The sequence below is a fragment of the Yersinia hibernica genome (assembly GCF_004124235.1).
GTDB classification, from domain to species: Bacteria; Pseudomonadota; Gammaproteobacteria; order Enterobacterales; family Enterobacteriaceae; genus Yersinia; species Yersinia hibernica.
This window is the reverse complement of sequence record NZ_CP032487.1, coordinates 3065987-3081666: the sequence shown is the minus strand read 5'-3', so window position 1 is coordinate 3081666 and position 15680 is coordinate 3065987. Positions and strand designations below refer to the sequence as shown.

The following is a 15680-nucleotide window of genomic DNA, read 5'->3' as shown; positions in this document are numbered from 1 at the left end:
GGCGGTAATAATGGTTAAGAGATCATTATTTCTTGTAGTAAGCGGCTACCAAAATAGGCCAGAGTTAGCAAAAATGCGCCAGCGAAACTGAACCAAATGACTCTGCGCCCACGCCAACCCTCATGATAATGGCCCCATAGTAAAACAATGTAGACAAACCAGGCCATTATCGATAACACCGCTTTATGGACGTTTTCTTTGCTGAAGATATCGTCCATATAAAGCAAGCCAGTACACAGTGTTAGCGTCAGCAACACCACCCCAATTTGGGTGATATGAAACATTTTACGTTCAATGCTCATTAAGGGCGGCATATCAGCATTAAAAGTGACTTTCTTGTGCTTTAACTGATAATCGAGCCAAGCCAGTTGCAGGGCATACAGTGCCGCGATGATGAGTGTTGCGTATGCGAAGAGCGCCAGCCCAATGTGGACAAAAATAGCCGGGCTGGCCTCCAGATGGGTAATAAACTCACCCGGTAGCAAACTGGCCAGTGCCAAATTAATCATGGCAAAACTGTAGACAATCGGCAGCAAGAACCAACCACGGCCGCGTGAGGCGACGATAGTCATGATTGTGCAAATCATCAGCCCAACAATGGAGCCGATATTCAATAAAGTGAGATTTTGCCCACCGCCGACATCAAAAACCTGATGCTTCAGAGCAATAGCATGGCACACTAGCGCCACGACGGCAGAAACCAGCGCTAACCGCCGGTAAGCACTATTTTTCTGCACCAGACTTGGGACAATCAGGCCCAAGCTGAGCGAATAAGCGATCAAAGCCAAAATAGAGAACACGGGCATAGCGTTATATGGGTATCGGCTAAGTGAATTAGATAGCCAGTATAGCGTCGAGCGCGTTCCTCTCCAACCGTTCTCCGATGTGAGGGCAGAGATCGTTTAAGCTTCGTGTTATAATCCCCCCATTGTGTCGCCAGAGCGGCCTGTTTCCACGTTGACGTGTTTACATGTTGAGTAAAAGACAATGTTTGAGAACTTAACTGACAGATTATCGCGCACACTGCGCAATATCAGCGGCCGTGGCCGGCTGACAGAAGAAAATATTAAAGAAACGCTGCGTGAAGTGCGTATGGCGTTACTGGAGGCTGACGTCGCTCTGCCGGTTGTTCGTGACTTTATTAACCGGGTAAAAGAGCGTGCTGTCGGGCATGAGGTGAACAAAAGCCTCACGCCGGGTCAGGAATTTGTCAAAATCGTTAAAAATGAACTTATTGCCGCGATGGGCGAAGTCAATAACGAACTGAATCTGGCAGCACAACCGCCAGCAGTGGTGTTAATGGCGGGCCTGCAAGGGGCGGGTAAAACCACCAGTGTGGCCAAGCTGGGTAAGTTCCTGAAAGAAAAACAGAAGAAAAAAGTGTTGGTGGTGTCTGCTGACGTTTATCGCCCAGCAGCTATCAAACAGTTGGAAACTTTGGCGCAGGGGGTTGGCATTGATTTCTTCCCCTCTGATGTGCAGGAAAAACCGATTGATATCGTCAATCGTGCGCTGCAACAGGCAAAACTTAAGTTTTATGATGTTCTGATTGTCGATACCGCCGGTCGCTTGCATGTTGATGAAGCGATGATGGACGAAATCAAACAAGTCCATGCCGCGATTAATCCGGTGGAAACCTTGTTTGTTGTGGATGCCATGACCGGTCAGGATGCTGCCAATACAGCCAAAGCATTCAATGAAGCCTTGCCGCTAACGGGGGTCGTACTGACCAAAGTTGATGGTGATGCCCGTGGCGGTGCCGCGTTATCTATCCGCCATATTACCGGCAAACCGATTAAATTCCTTGGGGTCGGTGAAAAGACAGACGCACTGGAGCCGTTCCATCCCGATCGCGTAGCTTCACGTATTCTGGGAATGGGCGATGTTCTCTCCCTGATTGAAGATATCGAAAGCAAAGTTGACCGCGCACAAGCGGAAAAACTGGCAACCAAGCTGAAGAAAGGCGATGGCTTTGATCTCAATGACTTCCTTGATCAGTTGAAGCAAATGCGCAATATGGGCGGTATGGCCAGCATGTTAAGTAAAATGCCGGGTGCGGGCCAGTTGCCAGACAACGTGAAATCGCAGATGGATGACAAGGTGACGGTGCGGATGGAGGCCATCATCAACTCGATGACGCTGAAAGAGCGCGCCAAGCCAGAAATTATTAAAGGTTCGCGTAAGCGCCGCATTGCTACCGGTTCTGGTGTGCAAGTGCAGGATGTTAACCGCTTGCTCAAGCAGTTCGATGAAATGCAGCGCATGATGAAGAAAATGAAAAATGGCGGTCTGGCCAAAATGATGCGTGGCATGAAAGGTATGATGCCACCGGGTTTCCCGGGTCGTTGAATGTCATCTCACGCAATTATCTTAACTGGCGTGAGATGAATAAAGATTTCCCGCTGAAAACAGCGGAAAACGAAGAAAATTATGCTTATTACAAAACTAGCGCATAGGAATCTACGCTTTAGATTGCTTTTTGCGCCAAAATGAGTAAAATTTTCGGGCTTTTTATATTGCAACTGAACCCCGTTCCCCGATGGGGTTCAGTTGTTTTATTAACTAAAGAGGATGTTATGGTAACAATTCGTTTGGCTCGTGGCGGCGCTAAAAAGCGTCCGTTCTATCAAGTAGTAGTGACCGACAGCCGTAATGCTCGTGACGGCCGTTTCATCGAACGTGTAGGCTTCTTTAACCCGATCGCATCTGGTCAGGCTGAAGCTCTGCGTTTGGATCTAGACCGCATCGAACATTGGGTTGGTCTGGGTGCAACTGTTTCTGATCGCGTATCTGCGCTGATCAAAGACGCTAAGAAAGCAGCTTAATCTGTCGCGGTGGTGGTTATTATGAGCAAGCAACTCAATCCAAGTGTTCCCGAACAGCCGATTGTTCTCGGTAAAATGGGTTCAACTTACGGCATTCGCGGTTGGCTCAGAGTATTTTCATCCACCGAGAACGCCGAAAGCATTTTTGATTACCAGCCGTGGTTTATCCAGCAGGGTGGTAAGTGGCAGCATGTCGAGTTGGAAGACTGGAAGCGCCACAGTCAGGATCTGATCATTAAGGTAAAAGGTGTTGATGATCGGGATGCTGCGAATCTACTGACTAATTGCGAGATTATCGTCGATTCCAAACAACTACCAGAGCTGGAAGAAGATGATTACTACTGGAAAGACCTTATGGGCTGTCAGGTAGTAACCACCACCGGTTACGAATTGGGCAAAATCATCGATATGATGGAAACCGGTTCTAATGATGTGATGGTAGTGAAAGCAAACCTGAAAGATGCATTCGGTATGAAGGAGCGGTTGGTCCCGTTTCTTCATGGGCAGGTTATCAAGAATGTCGATCTCTCTGCTCAACGTGTTGAAGTAGATTGGGATCCTGGTTTTTGACCTCCGAATTAAACGGCAAAAGTGAGTGGAACAAAACAATGTGGATCGGTGTTATTAGCCTGTTTCCCGAGATGTTCCGCGCGATAACCGATTACGGGGTAACTGGCCGGGCAGTAAAAAATGGCCTGCTGAGCGTGCAGTGTTGGAGTCCGCGTGACTTCACCTACGATCGGCATCGTACCGTGGATGACCGCCCATATGGTGGTGGCCCGGGAATGCTGATGATGGTGCAACCGCTAAGGGAAGCCATTCATGCAGCAAAAGCAGCGGCAGGCGAGGGAGCAAAGGTGATTTATCTGTCACCTCAAGGGCGCAAACTGGACCAACAGGGGGTTTGCGAGCTGGCGACCAACCAGAAGATGATTCTGGTGTGTGGCCGGTACGAAGGGGTTGATGAGCGCGTAATCAAAACCGAAATTGATGAAGAATGGTCAATTGGTGATTACGTTCTCAGCGGTGGTGAGTTGCCGGCAATGACTCTGATAGATTCAGTCTCCCGCTTTATCCCGGGCGTGCTGGGTCATCAGGCTTCAGCGGAGGAAGATTCCTTTGTTGATGGATTGCTGGATTGCCCACACTACACTCGTCCTGAGGTGTTGGAAGGGATGGAGGTTCCGCCAGTATTACTGTCGGGCAACCATGCCGAGATTCGTCGCTGGCGCTTAAAGCAGTCGCTGGGCCGTACCTGGCTTAGAAGACCTGAACTTCTAGAAAGCCTAGCTCTGACTGACGAGCAAATGGTGTTGCTGGCTGAGTTCCAACGGGAACACAAGCCCTGAGCAACAGAACTATGAAAGGAACATTGCGCCGCGTGCCAATTTCCTGATATATCAGTTTACCTAGGGTAAGAGACCTATTATGAGCAATATTATCAAGCAAATCGAACAAGAGCAGATGAAGCAAGATGTACCTTCATTCCGTCCGGGTGATTCCGTGGAAGTTAAGGTATGGGTTGTTGAAGGTTCTAAAAAGCGTCTGCAGGCATTCGAGGGCGTGGTTATCGCTATTCGTAACCGCGGTCTGCATTCTGCGTTCACCGTTCGTAAAATTTCCAACGGCGAAGGTGTTGAGCGTGTATTCCAAACTCACTCCCCAGTAATCGACAGCATTACTGTGAAACGTCGTGGTGCCGTTCGTCAAGCGAAACTGTATTATCTGCGTGAGCGTACTGGTAAGTCTGCTCGTATCAAAGAGCGTCTTAACCGCGTTAACTAAGGTACAGCTCAGGCTTCATCCAAAAGTTAATAGTTATCAAGGGGTCAGCCGGGTGCTGACCCCTTTTTTATGAGAATTTGCACGGCGTGAAGGGTATGTTGCTAAAGAGTTCATGGGAGTGAATAAGGAACTGGCAGGAAGTAGCGTGGCATGGCACCACGCTAAAAAGACGCGATATTACAGGCCGTAAACCAGAGTCACTGATGTTGTGGTATCTGTATTTTTTGGTGCGCTGGCCGGTGGCTTGGTGTTATAGGTCATTACATAGGCTAAACGCAATGCGAAACTTTTATTGATAGCTACGTTCAATGCTGTTTCTGAGTTCAAGGTGGTTTCTTCGTTTGCCAGTGCTGAAACACCCTCGCTGAAGACGGTGTTATCAGTTAACTGATAGGTATAGTTCCCACCGGCATAGGCTAATGCTTTGGTGGCACGGCCGCCTTCATAAAACTCATCATGGCGAACACCCGGACCAAATTCCACCCGCAGATTGTGCAATGGCGTGGTCATAATCTGGCGACCATAACCGGTGGTCAGAACAGAGCGGGAATCAAAACCGTTATAGCGGTCATTCAACCAACTGGCTTGCCCAAACAGATAGTTTCGATCCGTCAGATTATAGCGCGTACGGCCGCCTAGCTGGTAACGTTCAGAAGAGCGCTGATTGTTAGAACTGGTATTCCGGGCCGCTCCCCACAAACTATACGCCGTGTTAGGCTGAAACCAGGTTAGTGTTGAGTTAGCGGTCAAGGTTGAGTTGGTCGTGTTGCCTGATTGCGCAGTATAACCTGCTTCAACGGTACCATCGAAGCTCTTTTTGGCTGTGGCTGGATCGTCTAAGGCAGTAAAAACAGTCGCGTCAGCAAGCGCTGAGGTGCTGATTAAGGATAAAGCGAGTGTGCTGATATAAAATGGCAACGCCCTGGTATGACGCAAAGAAAACATAATAGGTCCATGGTGAAAAGGGGGGGTTTTGTGATGCGGCACGCATTGTAGCAGTTGCTCTCCCACTTACTCACAAGATATTTCAGATTGAATAATTAATTATAATAAGAGAGATTTTTTGATGAGTTGATTCTTAAAATGTCATAAATAAAAAAGCGGTATTTGAATGCTGGCGAACAGCAAAAAATGATAAGAGCCAGAAGGGTTCTGGCTCTTGGTTTTAATTACATAAAAGTCGTCACCAGCAGGTAACCGGTGATGCACGAACAGATAACACCAATCAGCCCTGGAATAATAAAGCTGTGGTTAATAATAAATTTACCAATCTTGGTAGTACCGGAGCGGTCAAAACCGATACAAGCAAGGTCACTGGGATAGGTTGGCAGCACAAAATAGCCATAAGCGGCAGGGAAGAATGCAATCAGCATTTTCGGGTCAACACCCAACTGTAATCCCATTGGCGCAATGGCGGTCAGCGCTGCGGCTTGGCTATTAACCAGTTTCGATACTAAAAACAGCACAATGGCATAGGTCCACGGATGGCCTTTTACCACATCTTCCAATACCAATTTCAAATCACCCATGTGGGCTTGGAAGAAGGTATCACTCATCCAGGCCACACCGAATACGGAGAAGATGGCAACCATGCCAGCTTTGAATACGGCGCCGTTAGAAATATCGCTGGGTTTAACTTTACAACCAATAAGAATGACTGCACCGGCAATTAGCATCATCATCTGAATAACTAGGTTCATTGATAATGACTGCATTTTTCCTTTAACTTCGAAAGCAGGGCGCAGGTCGGCAAATGCACCCAATAATACCACCAGCGCGATAGCGGCGAAGAATATCCAGGTTGACCAATAAGCTTGTTTCGGGAAAACCTGATTTAACAAGGTATCGGTTGAGCCATAGATAAAGTCGCGTTGCTCAGGATCTTTGATTCTTTGTTGGAAATCAGGGTCTTTATCCAGATCTTTACCACGGCGTAAGCTCCATAATGCGGCCATCAGCACCCCGACTAAAGAAGCCGGAACAGATATCGCCAGAATCTCCAGAATACTATAAGCCTGACCTATACCGTGATTGGCACCAATAATGGATACTAATGACACCACCGCGACCGACACAGGGGACGCCGTAATTGCCATTTGTGAAGCAACAGAGGCCACCGCCATTGGCCGTTCGGGGCGGATACCTTTTTTAATGGCAATATCGGAAATAATAGGGAACATGGTGTAAACAACATGCCCGGTGCCACATAGAAAGGTCAATGACCAGGTGGTGAAAGGTGCCAGTAGCGTAATATGCTGAGGGTGTCGCCGTAATAATCGCTCAGCGAATTGCATCATGACATTTAACCCACCGGCAGTTTGTAATACAGCAGCACAACCAATAACGGCTAATATTGTCAGCATTACATCAACAGGCGGTTTTCCTGGTTCGAGACCAAAGATAAAGGTGAGGATAAATAAACCAATACCACTTATTAACCCCAGACCCATGCCACCATAGCGGGTGCCGACCAACAGGCAGAGAATTATAATTATAAATTGAAGTGTTATCATAATGTTACCTTGCTTCCAACATGAATAAAATTCGGTTGGATATTGGCTGTTTTTAAGCAATGAACAGAGCTCTTATTGGTTTTTATTTATCAGAGCCTAAACTGCATTGATTAAAACCTTGCTAATATCAAGGCTATATTGTTCAGTTATGTAACTAATTAAATCTGAGATCTGCCTCTATTTTTATATCAGCTTGGACTTTTCTAATTAATTAAAGTGGAATTACATCGGTATTTTAGAATTCATAGTTTAATTGTGAATTTAATGTATTAGTATTGTTTTTGATTAATGAATCACTGGTTACTTTTATTAATATTTAATTTGGTGTGCTCATCAGAATAATCAACAATATCGTCACTTAGCGGAGCAATATATCAACCTTGCTGCATCATTCAGTTAATGCCTAATTTCTCTTTTAGAGGTTTTAAGTAGCGGCGGCTCACGGGGATATGTTTACCACTGCGAGTAATGACTTCAGCAGAGCCATTATCCATAAGCTGTATCTCACCCAACTGTTCAGTATTGACCATATACTGTCGGTGGCAGCGGACAAAAGGAGTTTTTTCCTCCAGAGTTTTGAGTGATAACTGGGTATAGCCTGATTGTACGGTTCCGACAACATGCACACCACTTAGCTCAGAACTGAGATACTCGACTTCCTCAATTTTCAGTAAGAAAATCCGATTGTGGCCCGAGCAGGGGATATGGCGCAGCATCGGTTTCGTTATTTTATGTAAATTATTATTTACACCACAGCCTCTTCTTAAGCGTATTAGTGTTTTTGCTAAGCGTTGATGGTCGAGTGGTTTTAACAGATAGTCAAAGGCATGCTCTTCAAAGGCCCGGATTGCATATTCATCGTAAGCGGTGACAAACACGATATGCGGCATACTTTCCGGATTCAGCATTGAAGCTAATTCCAGGCCATTAATTCTCGGCATTTGGATGTCGAGAAATATTACATCGGGCTGTAGGCGCTGGATAGCGGGGATGGCTTCCAGCGAGTTGCTGCATTCGGCGATGATTTCTATGTCATGTTCTTCACTTAATCTTTCGCGCAAATCTTCACGCGCAGGTTGCTCATCGTCGACGATGATGACTCTTAACATACGGCCTCCACAAATTTTCCGCATTTTATCATGGTCTCCACGAGAGGTTGGGGGCATCTGCAGAAACTGCGACTGACTGCAAAAGTCAGACAGAAATACGCGGGTGAATTGACTGGTAATTTTTTATTTACACATATGGATTGAAAAGTTTACACGTCATGGTATTGTGGAGACCTCAAACGATAAACACGCTAAATGACATCCGCTAAACAGAGACAGGTAAAGAATATGATCATGCAAAAAGATGCGCTCAATAATGTCCATATCAGTGCTGAACAAATACTGATAACACCGGAAGAACTGAAAAAACAGTTTCCATTGAGCAACAATGATCAGTATGCGATTGAAACCGCCCGCAAAACTATTGCTGATATTGTTCAGGGGCGAGACCCACGCTTGCTGGTGGTCTGTGGCCCATGTTCTATCCACGATGTGGATGCTGCTCTGGATTATGCGCGTCGTTTGAAAACTCTTTCTGCACAATTGAGTGACAGCCTGTATATCGTTATGCGTGTCTATTTTGAAAAGCCGAGAACTACTGTTGGTTGGAAAGGCCTGATCAATGACCCGGCAATGGATGGCTCTTTTGATGTGGAAAGAGGATTACATATTGCTCGTCAATTATTGCTGGACTTAGTGGGCATGGGGCTACCGTTGGCGACGGAAGCTTTGGACCCAAACAGTCCGCAATACTTGGGTGATTTATTCAGTTGGTCGGCCATTGGTGCGCGTACGACGGAATCACAAACTCACCGCGAAATGGCTTCAGGTTTGTCTATGCCCGTTGGATTTAAAAATGGTACTGACGGTAGTTTAGGTACAGCAATCAATGCGATGCGTGCGGCTGCTATGCCACATCGTTTCATGGGGATTAACCAGTCAGGCCAAGTTTGCTTACTGCAAACCCAGGGGAATCCACACGGTCATGTGATTTTGCGCGGCGGTAAAACGCCTAACTACAGCGCACAAGATGTTGCTCAGTGTGAAAAACAGATGCAGGATGCGGGACTCATTCCATCCTTAATGATAGATTGCAGCCATGGTAATTCGAATAAAGACTACCGTCGTCAGACTGCGGTCGCTGAATCTGTGGTTGAACAGATCAAGGCTGGCAATCGTTCTATCACTGGTGTGATGCTGGAAAGTAACATCTATGAAGGTAATCAATCATCTGAGCAACCACGTACTGATATGCGCTATGGTGTTTCAGTCACTGATGCTTGTATTGATTGGGAAAGTACTGAAACCTTATTACGTGCTATGCACCAGGAATTACGTTCAGCGCTGGCGGCCCGGACTGCAGAGGAAAAGTAAGTATGGTGGCTGAATTGACCGCTTTGCGCGATCAAATTGATGAAGTCGATAAAGCATTGCTGGATTTGCTGGCTAAACGCCTGAATCTGGTGGCTGAAGTAGGTGAAGTTAAAAGCCGCTACGGCTTGCCTATTTATGTTCCGGACCGTGAGGCCGCGATGTTGGCCTCGCGCCGACAGGAAGCCGAGGCTCTAGGTGTGCCGCCCGATTTGATTGAGGACGTACTGCGCCGGATAATGCGAGAGTCTTATACCAGCGAGAATGACAAAGGGTTTAAGACGCTGCGCCCGCAACTGCGTCCGGTGGTGATTATCGGTGGTCAGGGCCAGATGGGGCAGTTATTTAGCCGCATGCTCGCACTGTCAGGCTATCAGGTCAAAACGCTGGAGCAACAGGATTGGCCGCGAGCTGAATCTATTCTGGCAGATGCTGGAATGGTGATTGTCAGTGTGCCGATTCATATCACTGAAGAAGTGATAACCCGGCTGCCAAAGTTACCGGCAGATTGTATTTTGCTGGATCTTGCTTCAGTCAAAAATAAACCGCTGCAGGCGATGTTAGCTGCCCATGAAGGGCCGGTTGTGGGTTTACACCCTATGTTTGGGCCCGATGTCGGTAGTCTGGCAAAACAAGTGGTAGTGTATTGCGATGGTCGTGACCCACAAGCTTATCAGTGGCTGCTGGAGCAGTTGCAGGTATGGGGCGCGCGGTTACATCGAATCAGTGCGGTTGAACATGACCAAAATATGGCATTTATTCAGGCGCTGCGCCATTTTGCGACTTTTGCATACGGATTGCATCTGGCAGAAGAAAATGTGCAGTTAGCGCAATTACTGGCGCTGTCTTCGCCGATTTATCGGCTAGAGTTGGCGATGGTGGGGCGGCTATTTGCACAAGATCCGCAACTTTACGCCGACATTATTATGTCATCGGAAGATAATCTGGCGTTGATTAAGCGCTATTACAAACGTTTTGGCGAGGCGATTACCTTGCTAGAGCAAAGTGATAAACAAGCCTTTGTACAAAGTTTCCAAAAAGTTGAGCACTGGTTTGGTGATTATGCCGAGCGCTTCTTAGTCGAAAGCCGTTCATTATTGCGGCAAGCCAACGACAACCGCCAATAGTTTTTCCTGATTTTAACAAGTCACCCTGACAGCATCGGGGTGACTTGTTGCTATTTAGGTTATAAGGCGAGGGCTTAGCTGGGATTGACCGGAACCACGTTTTCACTTGGATAGCAGCCCAATACTTTTAATGACCGAGTTATCGGCGTCAGGTCGGCCAAGGCTTTTTGCATGGAGTCCGAGCGCAAGTTAGCCTGCACATCAATATAAAACATCTCTTCCCACGGGTTGCCATTAATGGGCCGTGATTCCAGTTTGGTCATAATGATCCCGTGCTCTCTCAGCACGAGTAGCGCCTCAACCAATGCCCCAGACTGCTGGCCTGTCGCCATAATTAAGGTGGTTTTTGCGGGTATTTGATCTGAGACATCAATGGCTTTACGGGCAAGAATAATAAAGCGAGTGATATTTTGCTGCTGATTTGCCAGATTGTGTTCCAACACTTGCAGGTTATAAAGTGCACCACCGGCTTCGCTCCCTAGCGCCGCAGCTGTTGGTGAGTTCAACTGCGCCACTTTCTCCATCGCGGCGGCTGTGCTTTCGCAATACTCAATTTTCCAGTGCGGGAAGCGGTTAATAAATTGGCTGCATTGTTGGAAAGGTTGTGGGTGGCTGTAGACGGTTTGTATTTGGCTCAGGTCAGTTTCGCTGGCGACTAGCACGCAATGGTCAATCGGATTGGTAATTTCCCCGACAATTGACAAACTGGTGTGTTGCAGCAAGTCATACACGTCATTAATTGAGCCTGAGCTGGTGTTCTCTATTGGCAATACCGCGTAATCAGCTTGCCCGGTCTCCACCTGAGTAAAGATATCCTGGAATTTTTGGCAACCACATTCAATCAGGTGCTCAAAATGGCGCGCCGCGTATTGGCGCGCGGCTAAATGTGAGTAAGAACCTTTCGGCCCCAGAAAAGCGATACGAGCAGAGTGCTGAGCCGTTTGATTCAATTGATGCTGTAGCAGCGCCTGCTGAGTTAATACTGAATCTTCGATAATCAGTTGGAACAAGCGGGTGACATAAAACCCATCGAGATCATAAGGTTTGGCGGCCGTGATGAGCGCATCCAGCAAATCACGCTCACGTTCTTTATCACGAATTGGGCGGTGATGGAGTTGTTTGGCTTTAGCGACATCCACCGCCAATTCACGCCGCTCTGCCAGTAAGGCCAGCAGTTTTAAGTCTAGTGCACTGATGCGTTCGCGTAGCACCAGCAATGGGTTATCACTCATAGGGTTTACCTTAATTTTTTAAATGATTATACCCTAAATAATTCGAGTTGCAGGAAGGCGGACAAGGCGCACGCAGCTTGAAATATGACGGGTATAAATGCATAAAAAAAGCCTCCCGCTTGGGAGGCTTTGTTGTTCGTCTTCGCATTCTTTATCACACGACGAAACGCCTCCCAATCAGGGGAAGGTAAAAAAGAATGCGAAGAAAAACACTTTATTGATCATCGTTGCTAGTGGCCTATTTTTTTGATGCTGACTAAGGCGATACGTTATAGCCAAAATAAACAGCCCCTAAATTAACCGCCAGCCTGAATTGCTGTCAATAAAAAACGCGCCCAAAGGCGCGTTAGATCCGAAATGAGATGGATTGTCCCGGCTATTGTTGCTGCTCGGATTCTTCTTCCTCTACATCTGCTGACTCCAGATTAGCGTCTTTAACACTGCTTGCTGCTCGACGAGCTTCACCTTTGTGTTGAACTTTATTTAATTGGCGTTCTAGTTTGGTGATTAGTTCATTAATTGCAGCATACATATCGTCATGTTTGGCACTGGCAACTAAGGGGCCCATAGGTGTACTGATGGTTGCATCGGCAACGAATCCTTGTGGATCCTTGGACAGTACAATATGTGGGTTTATCAACTGGGCCTGCCATTTATCCAGTTTGGTGAGACGGTCTTCGACATGTTTACGGATTGCTGGGGTAATATCCATTTGTTTACTGGTGATGTTGACTGTCATATGACTTACCTCTCTGTCTACTCCATCTTGGATAACTTCAGCATACCTCTCTTTTTCACAAAATGTATGATCAAGATCACTTATTTTTGTCACCTTTTGCAAAGGTCGTGGGAACTGTGATTTAACGTCAGGAATAGCAGCTGAAGGCTTGAATCATTGGTCAGAATGCCGCATTATTGATAGGTTATATCGCCTGGATTTGGTTAAAAAACGCATTATTTTTGCGTTTTAGGTTGAATGTCAGCGCGATAGTCTAACGGCATGAATCACTGCGATTTATGGCTAAAAGGCAGAATTGAAAACGGCAGCCTGAGCTGCCGTTTGTTATTTTTATGGTTCCAAATAATTTTAGGCGGGGTTCGCCGCGATTATTTTGGCCACTTTGTCTGCTTGCGCATTCAATTGCAATTGCTTGTAAGCATTTTCCATCAACGGCAACGCATCACGAGTTGCTTGAGTATCAGGATAATCTCTCAGCATTTGTTCTACACGGTTAACGACCGCGACGTAAGCGCCTCGTTTAGTGTAATATTGCGCCACGGCCAATTCATGCTTGGCCAGACGATTTTTCAGGAACACCAAGCGTTTTTGCGCATCGGTTGCATATTGGCTGTTCGGATAGCTTTGAATCAACTGGTTAAAATCGCGGAATGCGGCTTTAGCATGTTGTGGGTCACGGTCTGAACGATCAATCCCGAAGAAGCCTTGCAATGCGCTGTCATCCAGAGCCATGTCAGTCAAACCACGCATATATAATACGTAATCGATGTTAGGATGTGTGGGATTGAGGCGCATAAAGCGATCGATTGAGGCTTGCGCCAACGGCAGATCAGCAGATTTATAATACGCATAAATTAAATCAAGCTGAACCTGTTGGGAGTAAGGCCCGAAAGGATAGCGGTTATCTAACGCTTCTAATTGCGTAATGGCTCCCTTAAAGTTACCGTCCTGCAGTTTTTGCTGAGCGGTAGCATAGAGCTCAGAAGGCGGGTTATCGGGAACCACGTCCTTGTTACTGGAGCAACCGGTCAGCACCAGGCTCAACGTGGCGGCAGCCACCAGATATTTCATACGCGTCATGACGTTTTGATTATCCTCGAAGTGTTATTCCGGGAGACTGTCCGTTAAGCTCCCGACAAAGATCTAGATACAATAGCACATTATATTAAACGGCATCGCCGTCAAAACCCAACGTTAACGAACAAGAAGCTGCATATGGCACAACAAGTACAACTCAGCGCAACGGTGGCCGAATCACAACTCGGTCAACGGTTAGATCAGGCTTTGGCCGAATTGTTCCCTGATTATTCAAGATCTCGTATAAAAGAATGGATCTTGGAAGATAGGGTCACAGTCGATGGTAAAACAATTAACAAGCCTAAAGAAAAAGTGTTGGGTGGCGAGCTCGTCGCAATTGACGCGCAAATTGAGGAAGATGCCCGCTGGGCGCCTCAAGAAATCCCACTGGATATCGTCTATGAAGATAACGATATTCTGGTTATTAATAAACCCCGCGGTTTAGTCGTTCATCCTGGCGCCGGCAACCCTGATGGCACCGTCCTGAATGCATTGCTCTATTATTACCCAGAAATTGTCGATGTTCCTCGCGCAGGTATCGTACACCGCCTGGATAAAGATACCACCGGCTTGATGGTGGTGGCGAAAACCGTTCCAGCACAGACCCGTTTGGTTGAAGCACTGCAAGCGCGTGAAATCACTCGTGAATATGAAGCGGTGGCTATCGGCAATATGACCGCGGGCGGCAGAGTTGACGAACCTATTTCTCGTCATTCCACCAAGCGGACACATATGGCTGTCCATCCGATGGGTAAACCGGCGACCACTCACTATCGGATTATGGAGCATTTCCGCGCCCATACGCGCCTACGTCTGCGCTTAGAAACGGGTCGTACGCACCAAATCCGTGTGCATATGTCCCATATCAACCATCCGCTGGTGGGTGATCAGCTGTATGGTGGCCGCCCACGTCCGCCACGCGGCGCATCGGACTCCTTTATTGCTATCCTGCGTGGTTTTGATCGCCAGGCGCTGCATGCCACTATGCTGCGTTTGTATCATCCAATCAGTGGCATTCAAATGGAATGGCATGCAGCCTTACCAGAAGATATGGTCGAGCTGATTAATGCGCTGAAAGCTGATACCGAAGAATTCAAAGATCAGATGGATTGGTAATGGACAAGCTGATACTTCCCGACTGGCCAATGCCTGCCACTGTTAAGGCATGCAGTACCACCCGCCATGGTGGTATCAGCGAATTCCCTTATGATTCATTAAATCTTGGCACCCATGTGGGGGATACTGCCGTCCGTGTGGCTGCCAATCGACAATATTTAGTGGAGCAAGCAGAGTTACCGCAAATGCCGCTGTGGCTAGAACAGGTGCACGGCACTCGCGTCCTGCATCTGGATGGCTCAGTAATTTCTGATGTACAGGCTGATGCGGTCTACAGCTGTGTGGCTGGGCAAGTTTGTGCGGTTATGACCGCAGATTGCCTGCCGGTGTTATTTTGCTCGCTGGCGGGTGATGAAGTGGCGGCCGCCCATGCTGGCTGGCGCGGGCTTTGCGCCGGTGTCCTTGAACAAACAATGGCACAATTTAATGCTGCACCATCCTCGATTATAGCCTGGCTAGGCCCAGCAATAGGCCCACAGCAGTTTGAGGTGGGGGAAGAGGTTAAACAGGCATTTATCCAAATCGACGCACAATCAGCTGCGGCGTTCACACCTGCCGGCGCTAAATATCTCGCCGACATCTATTTATTAGCTCGATTGCGGCTACGGGCTGCGGGTATTCACGCTATTTATGGCGGAGACCGCTGTACTGTGAGTGAAAAACAACAATTTTTCTCTTATCGGCGCGATGGAATCACCGGACGTATGGCAAGTTTAATCTGGCTGATATAACCTATTAAATTAGGACGATCCGCTGACGCATGACGTTTTACTTTAAATATAGTGTCGAAATAACCTTGAAAATTTGAGGGATGACCTCATCTAATCTCCAGTAGCAATTTTGACC

At 47.3% G+C, this 15680-nt stretch carries 16 protein-coding genes and 1 other annotated feature; of the genes, 9 read left to right on the top strand and 7 right to left on the bottom strand.

What is annotated here, in order from left to right:
- Positions 1 to 14: 14 nt before the first annotated feature.
- Entirely contained in the window at positions 15 to 806 is a 792-nt protein-coding gene (locus tag D5F51_RS14555; protein WP_025379336.1) for a cytochrome C assembly family protein, read from the bottom strand.
- A gap of 181 nt (positions 807 to 987) precedes the next feature.
- Between D5F51_RS14555 and ffh the strand changes: the two genes are divergently transcribed.
- The 5 genes from ffh to rplS all read left to right on the top strand — a co-directional run bounded on the left by ffh (position 988) and on the right by rplS (position 4610).
- A complete protein-coding gene (gene ffh, locus D5F51_RS14550; protein ID WP_025379335.1) occupies positions 988 to 2349 on the top strand; it encodes a signal recognition particle protein in 1362 nt (453 codons plus the stop codon).
- 227 nt (positions 2350 to 2576) lie between these two features.
- Positions 2577 to 2825, top strand: coding sequence for a 30S ribosomal protein S16 (rpsP, locus tag D5F51_RS14545; protein WP_004712517.1), 249 nt, complete (start codon positions 2577 to 2579; stop codon positions 2823 to 2825).
- 21 nt (positions 2826 to 2846) lie between these two features.
- Positions 2847 to 3395 carry a ribosome maturation factor RimM gene (gene rimM / locus D5F51_RS14540; RefSeq protein WP_129197518.1) on the top strand — a complete coding sequence of 183 codons (549 nt, stop codon included), beginning with the start codon at positions 2847 to 2849 and terminating at the stop codon, positions 3393 to 3395.
- A gap of 38 nt (positions 3396 to 3433) precedes the next feature.
- Positions 3434 to 4174 (top strand): tRNA (guanosine(37)-N1)-methyltransferase TrmD, encoded by a 741-nt coding sequence (trmD, locus tag D5F51_RS14535; protein WP_004393426.1) that lies wholly within the window; start codon positions 3434 to 3436, stop codon positions 4172 to 4174.
- 79 nt (positions 4175 to 4253) lie between these two features.
- Positions 4254 to 4610, top strand: coding sequence for a 50S ribosomal protein L19 (gene rplS, locus D5F51_RS14530; RefSeq protein WP_025379333.1), 357 nt, complete (start codon positions 4254 to 4256; stop codon positions 4608 to 4610).
- A gap of 177 nt (positions 4611 to 4787) precedes the next feature.
- Here the strand turns inward: rplS and D5F51_RS14525 are convergent, their stop codons facing one another.
- From D5F51_RS14525 to btsR, 3 genes are all read right to left on the bottom strand, one after another.
- Positions 4788 to 5555, bottom strand: coding sequence for a DUF481 domain-containing protein (locus tag D5F51_RS14525; RefSeq protein ID WP_025379332.1), 768 nt, complete (start codon positions 5553 to 5555; stop codon positions 4788 to 4790).
- Between the two features lie 224 nt (positions 5556 to 5779).
- The gene (locus D5F51_RS14520; RefSeq protein WP_025379331.1) at positions 5780 to 7123 is read right to left on the bottom strand and encodes an anaerobic C4-dicarboxylate transporter; all 1344 of its coding nucleotides are present in this window, start codon (positions 7121 to 7123) and stop codon (positions 5780 to 5782) included.
- Between the two features lie 392 nt (positions 7124 to 7515).
- A complete protein-coding gene (gene btsR, locus D5F51_RS14515; RefSeq protein ID WP_129197516.1) occupies positions 7516 to 8232 on the bottom strand; it encodes a two-component system response regulator BtsR in 717 nt (238 codons plus the stop codon).
- Between the two features lie 234 nt (positions 8233 to 8466).
- On the opposite strand from btsR, the gene D5F51_RS14510 reads away from it, so the two are divergent.
- Positions 8467 to 9546, top strand: a complete 1080-nt coding sequence (locus D5F51_RS14510; RefSeq protein WP_025379329.1) for a 3-deoxy-7-phosphoheptulonate synthase — start codon at positions 8467 to 8469, stop codon at positions 9544 to 9546.
- A gap of 2 nt (positions 9547 to 9548) precedes the next feature.
- On the top strand, positions 9549 to 10670 hold the full coding sequence (tyrA, locus tag D5F51_RS14505; RefSeq protein ID WP_129197514.1) for a bifunctional chorismate mutase/prephenate dehydrogenase: 1122 nt from the start codon (positions 9549 to 9551) through the stop codon (positions 10668 to 10670).
- Positions 10671 to 10744: 74 nt separating this feature from the next.
- Here the strand turns inward: tyrA and pheA are convergent, their stop codons facing one another.
- The 3 genes from pheA to bamD form a co-directional block, all read right to left on the bottom strand.
- The gene (gene pheA, locus D5F51_RS14500; RefSeq protein WP_025379327.1) at positions 10745 to 11902 is read right to left on the bottom strand and encodes a bifunctional chorismate mutase/prephenate dehydratase; all 1158 of its coding nucleotides are present in this window, start codon (positions 11900 to 11902) and stop codon (positions 10745 to 10747) included.
- Between the two features lie 101 nt (positions 11903 to 12003).
- Positions 12004 to 12128, bottom strand: a sequence feature (Phe leader region).
- 150 nt (positions 12129 to 12278) lie between these two features.
- Positions 12279 to 12641: a ribosome-associated translation inhibitor RaiA gene (gene raiA / locus D5F51_RS14495; protein ID WP_025379326.1), complete on the bottom strand. Its 363-nt coding sequence runs from the start codon at positions 12639 to 12641 to the stop codon at positions 12279 to 12281.
- Between the two features lie 348 nt (positions 12642 to 12989).
- Positions 12990 to 13721, bottom strand: coding sequence for an outer membrane protein assembly factor BamD (gene bamD, locus D5F51_RS14490; RefSeq protein ID WP_129197512.1), 732 nt, complete (start codon positions 13719 to 13721; stop codon positions 12990 to 12992).
- A 135-nt stretch (positions 13722 to 13856) separates the two neighbouring features.
- Between bamD and rluD the strand changes: the two genes are divergently transcribed.
- Both rluD and yfiH read left to right on the top strand, forming a co-directional pair.
- Positions 13857 to 14834 (top strand): 23S rRNA pseudouridine(1911/1915/1917) synthase RluD, encoded by a 978-nt coding sequence (rluD, locus tag D5F51_RS14480; protein WP_025379325.1) that lies wholly within the window; start codon positions 13857 to 13859, stop codon positions 14832 to 14834.
- Positions 14834 to 15565, top strand: a complete 732-nt coding sequence (gene yfiH, locus D5F51_RS14475; RefSeq protein ID WP_129197510.1) for a purine nucleoside phosphorylase YfiH — start codon at positions 14834 to 14836, stop codon at positions 15563 to 15565. The genes rluD and yfiH overlap by 1 nt, the downstream gene beginning before the upstream one ends.
- Positions 15566 to 15680 lie beyond the last annotated feature (115 nt).

Bases quoted from the DNA above. Each gene is read 5' to 3' on its own strand.
- btsR (WP_129197516.1), bottom strand. From the start codon at position 8,232: ATGTTAAGAGTCATCATCGTCGACGATGAGCAACCTGCGCGTGAAGAT.
- D5F51_RS14510 (WP_025379329.1), top strand. From the start codon at position 8,467: ATGCAAAAAGATGCGCTCAATAATGTCCATATCAGTGCTGAACAAATA.
- pheA (WP_025379327.1), bottom strand. From the start codon at position 11,902: ATGAGTGATAACCCATTGCTGGTGCTACGCGAACGCATCAGTGCACTA.
- trmD (WP_004393426.1), top strand. From the start codon at position 3,434: ATGTGGATCGGTGTTATTAGCCTGTTTCCCGAGATGTTCCGCGCGATA.
- D5F51_RS14525 (WP_025379332.1), bottom strand. From the start codon at position 5,555: ATGTTTTCTTTGCGTCATACCAGGGCGTTGCCATTTTATATCAGCACA.
- yfiH (WP_129197510.1), top strand. From the start codon at position 14,834: ATGGACAAGCTGATACTTCCCGACTGGCCAATGCCTGCCACTGTTAAG.
- tyrA (WP_129197514.1), top strand. From the start codon at position 9,549: ATGGTGGCTGAATTGACCGCTTTGCGCGATCAAATTGATGAAGTCGAT.
- D5F51_RS14520 (WP_025379331.1), bottom strand. From the start codon at position 7,123: ATGATAACACTTCAATTTATAATTATAATTCTCTGCCTGTTGGTCGGC.
- rpsP (WP_004712517.1), top strand. From the start codon at position 2,577: ATGGTAACAATTCGTTTGGCTCGTGGCGGCGCTAAAAAGCGTCCGTTC.
- rplS (WP_025379333.1), top strand. From the start codon at position 4,254: ATGAGCAATATTATCAAGCAAATCGAACAAGAGCAGATGAAGCAAGAT.
- rluD (WP_025379325.1), top strand. From the start codon at position 13,857: ATGGCACAACAAGTACAACTCAGCGCAACGGTGGCCGAATCACAACTC.
- ffh (WP_025379335.1), top strand. From the start codon at position 988: ATGTTTGAGAACTTAACTGACAGATTATCGCGCACACTGCGCAATATC.
- rimM (WP_129197518.1), top strand. From the start codon at position 2,847: ATGAGCAAGCAACTCAATCCAAGTGTTCCCGAACAGCCGATTGTTCTC.
- bamD (WP_129197512.1), bottom strand. From the start codon at position 13,721: ATGACGCGTATGAAATATCTGGTGGCTGCCGCCACGTTGAGCCTGGTG.
- raiA (WP_025379326.1), bottom strand. From the start codon at position 12,641: ATGACAGTCAACATCACCAGTAAACAAATGGATATTACCCCAGCAATC.
- D5F51_RS14555 (WP_025379336.1), bottom strand. From the start codon at position 806: ATGCCCGTGTTCTCTATTTTGGCTTTGATCGCTTATTCGCTCAGCTTG.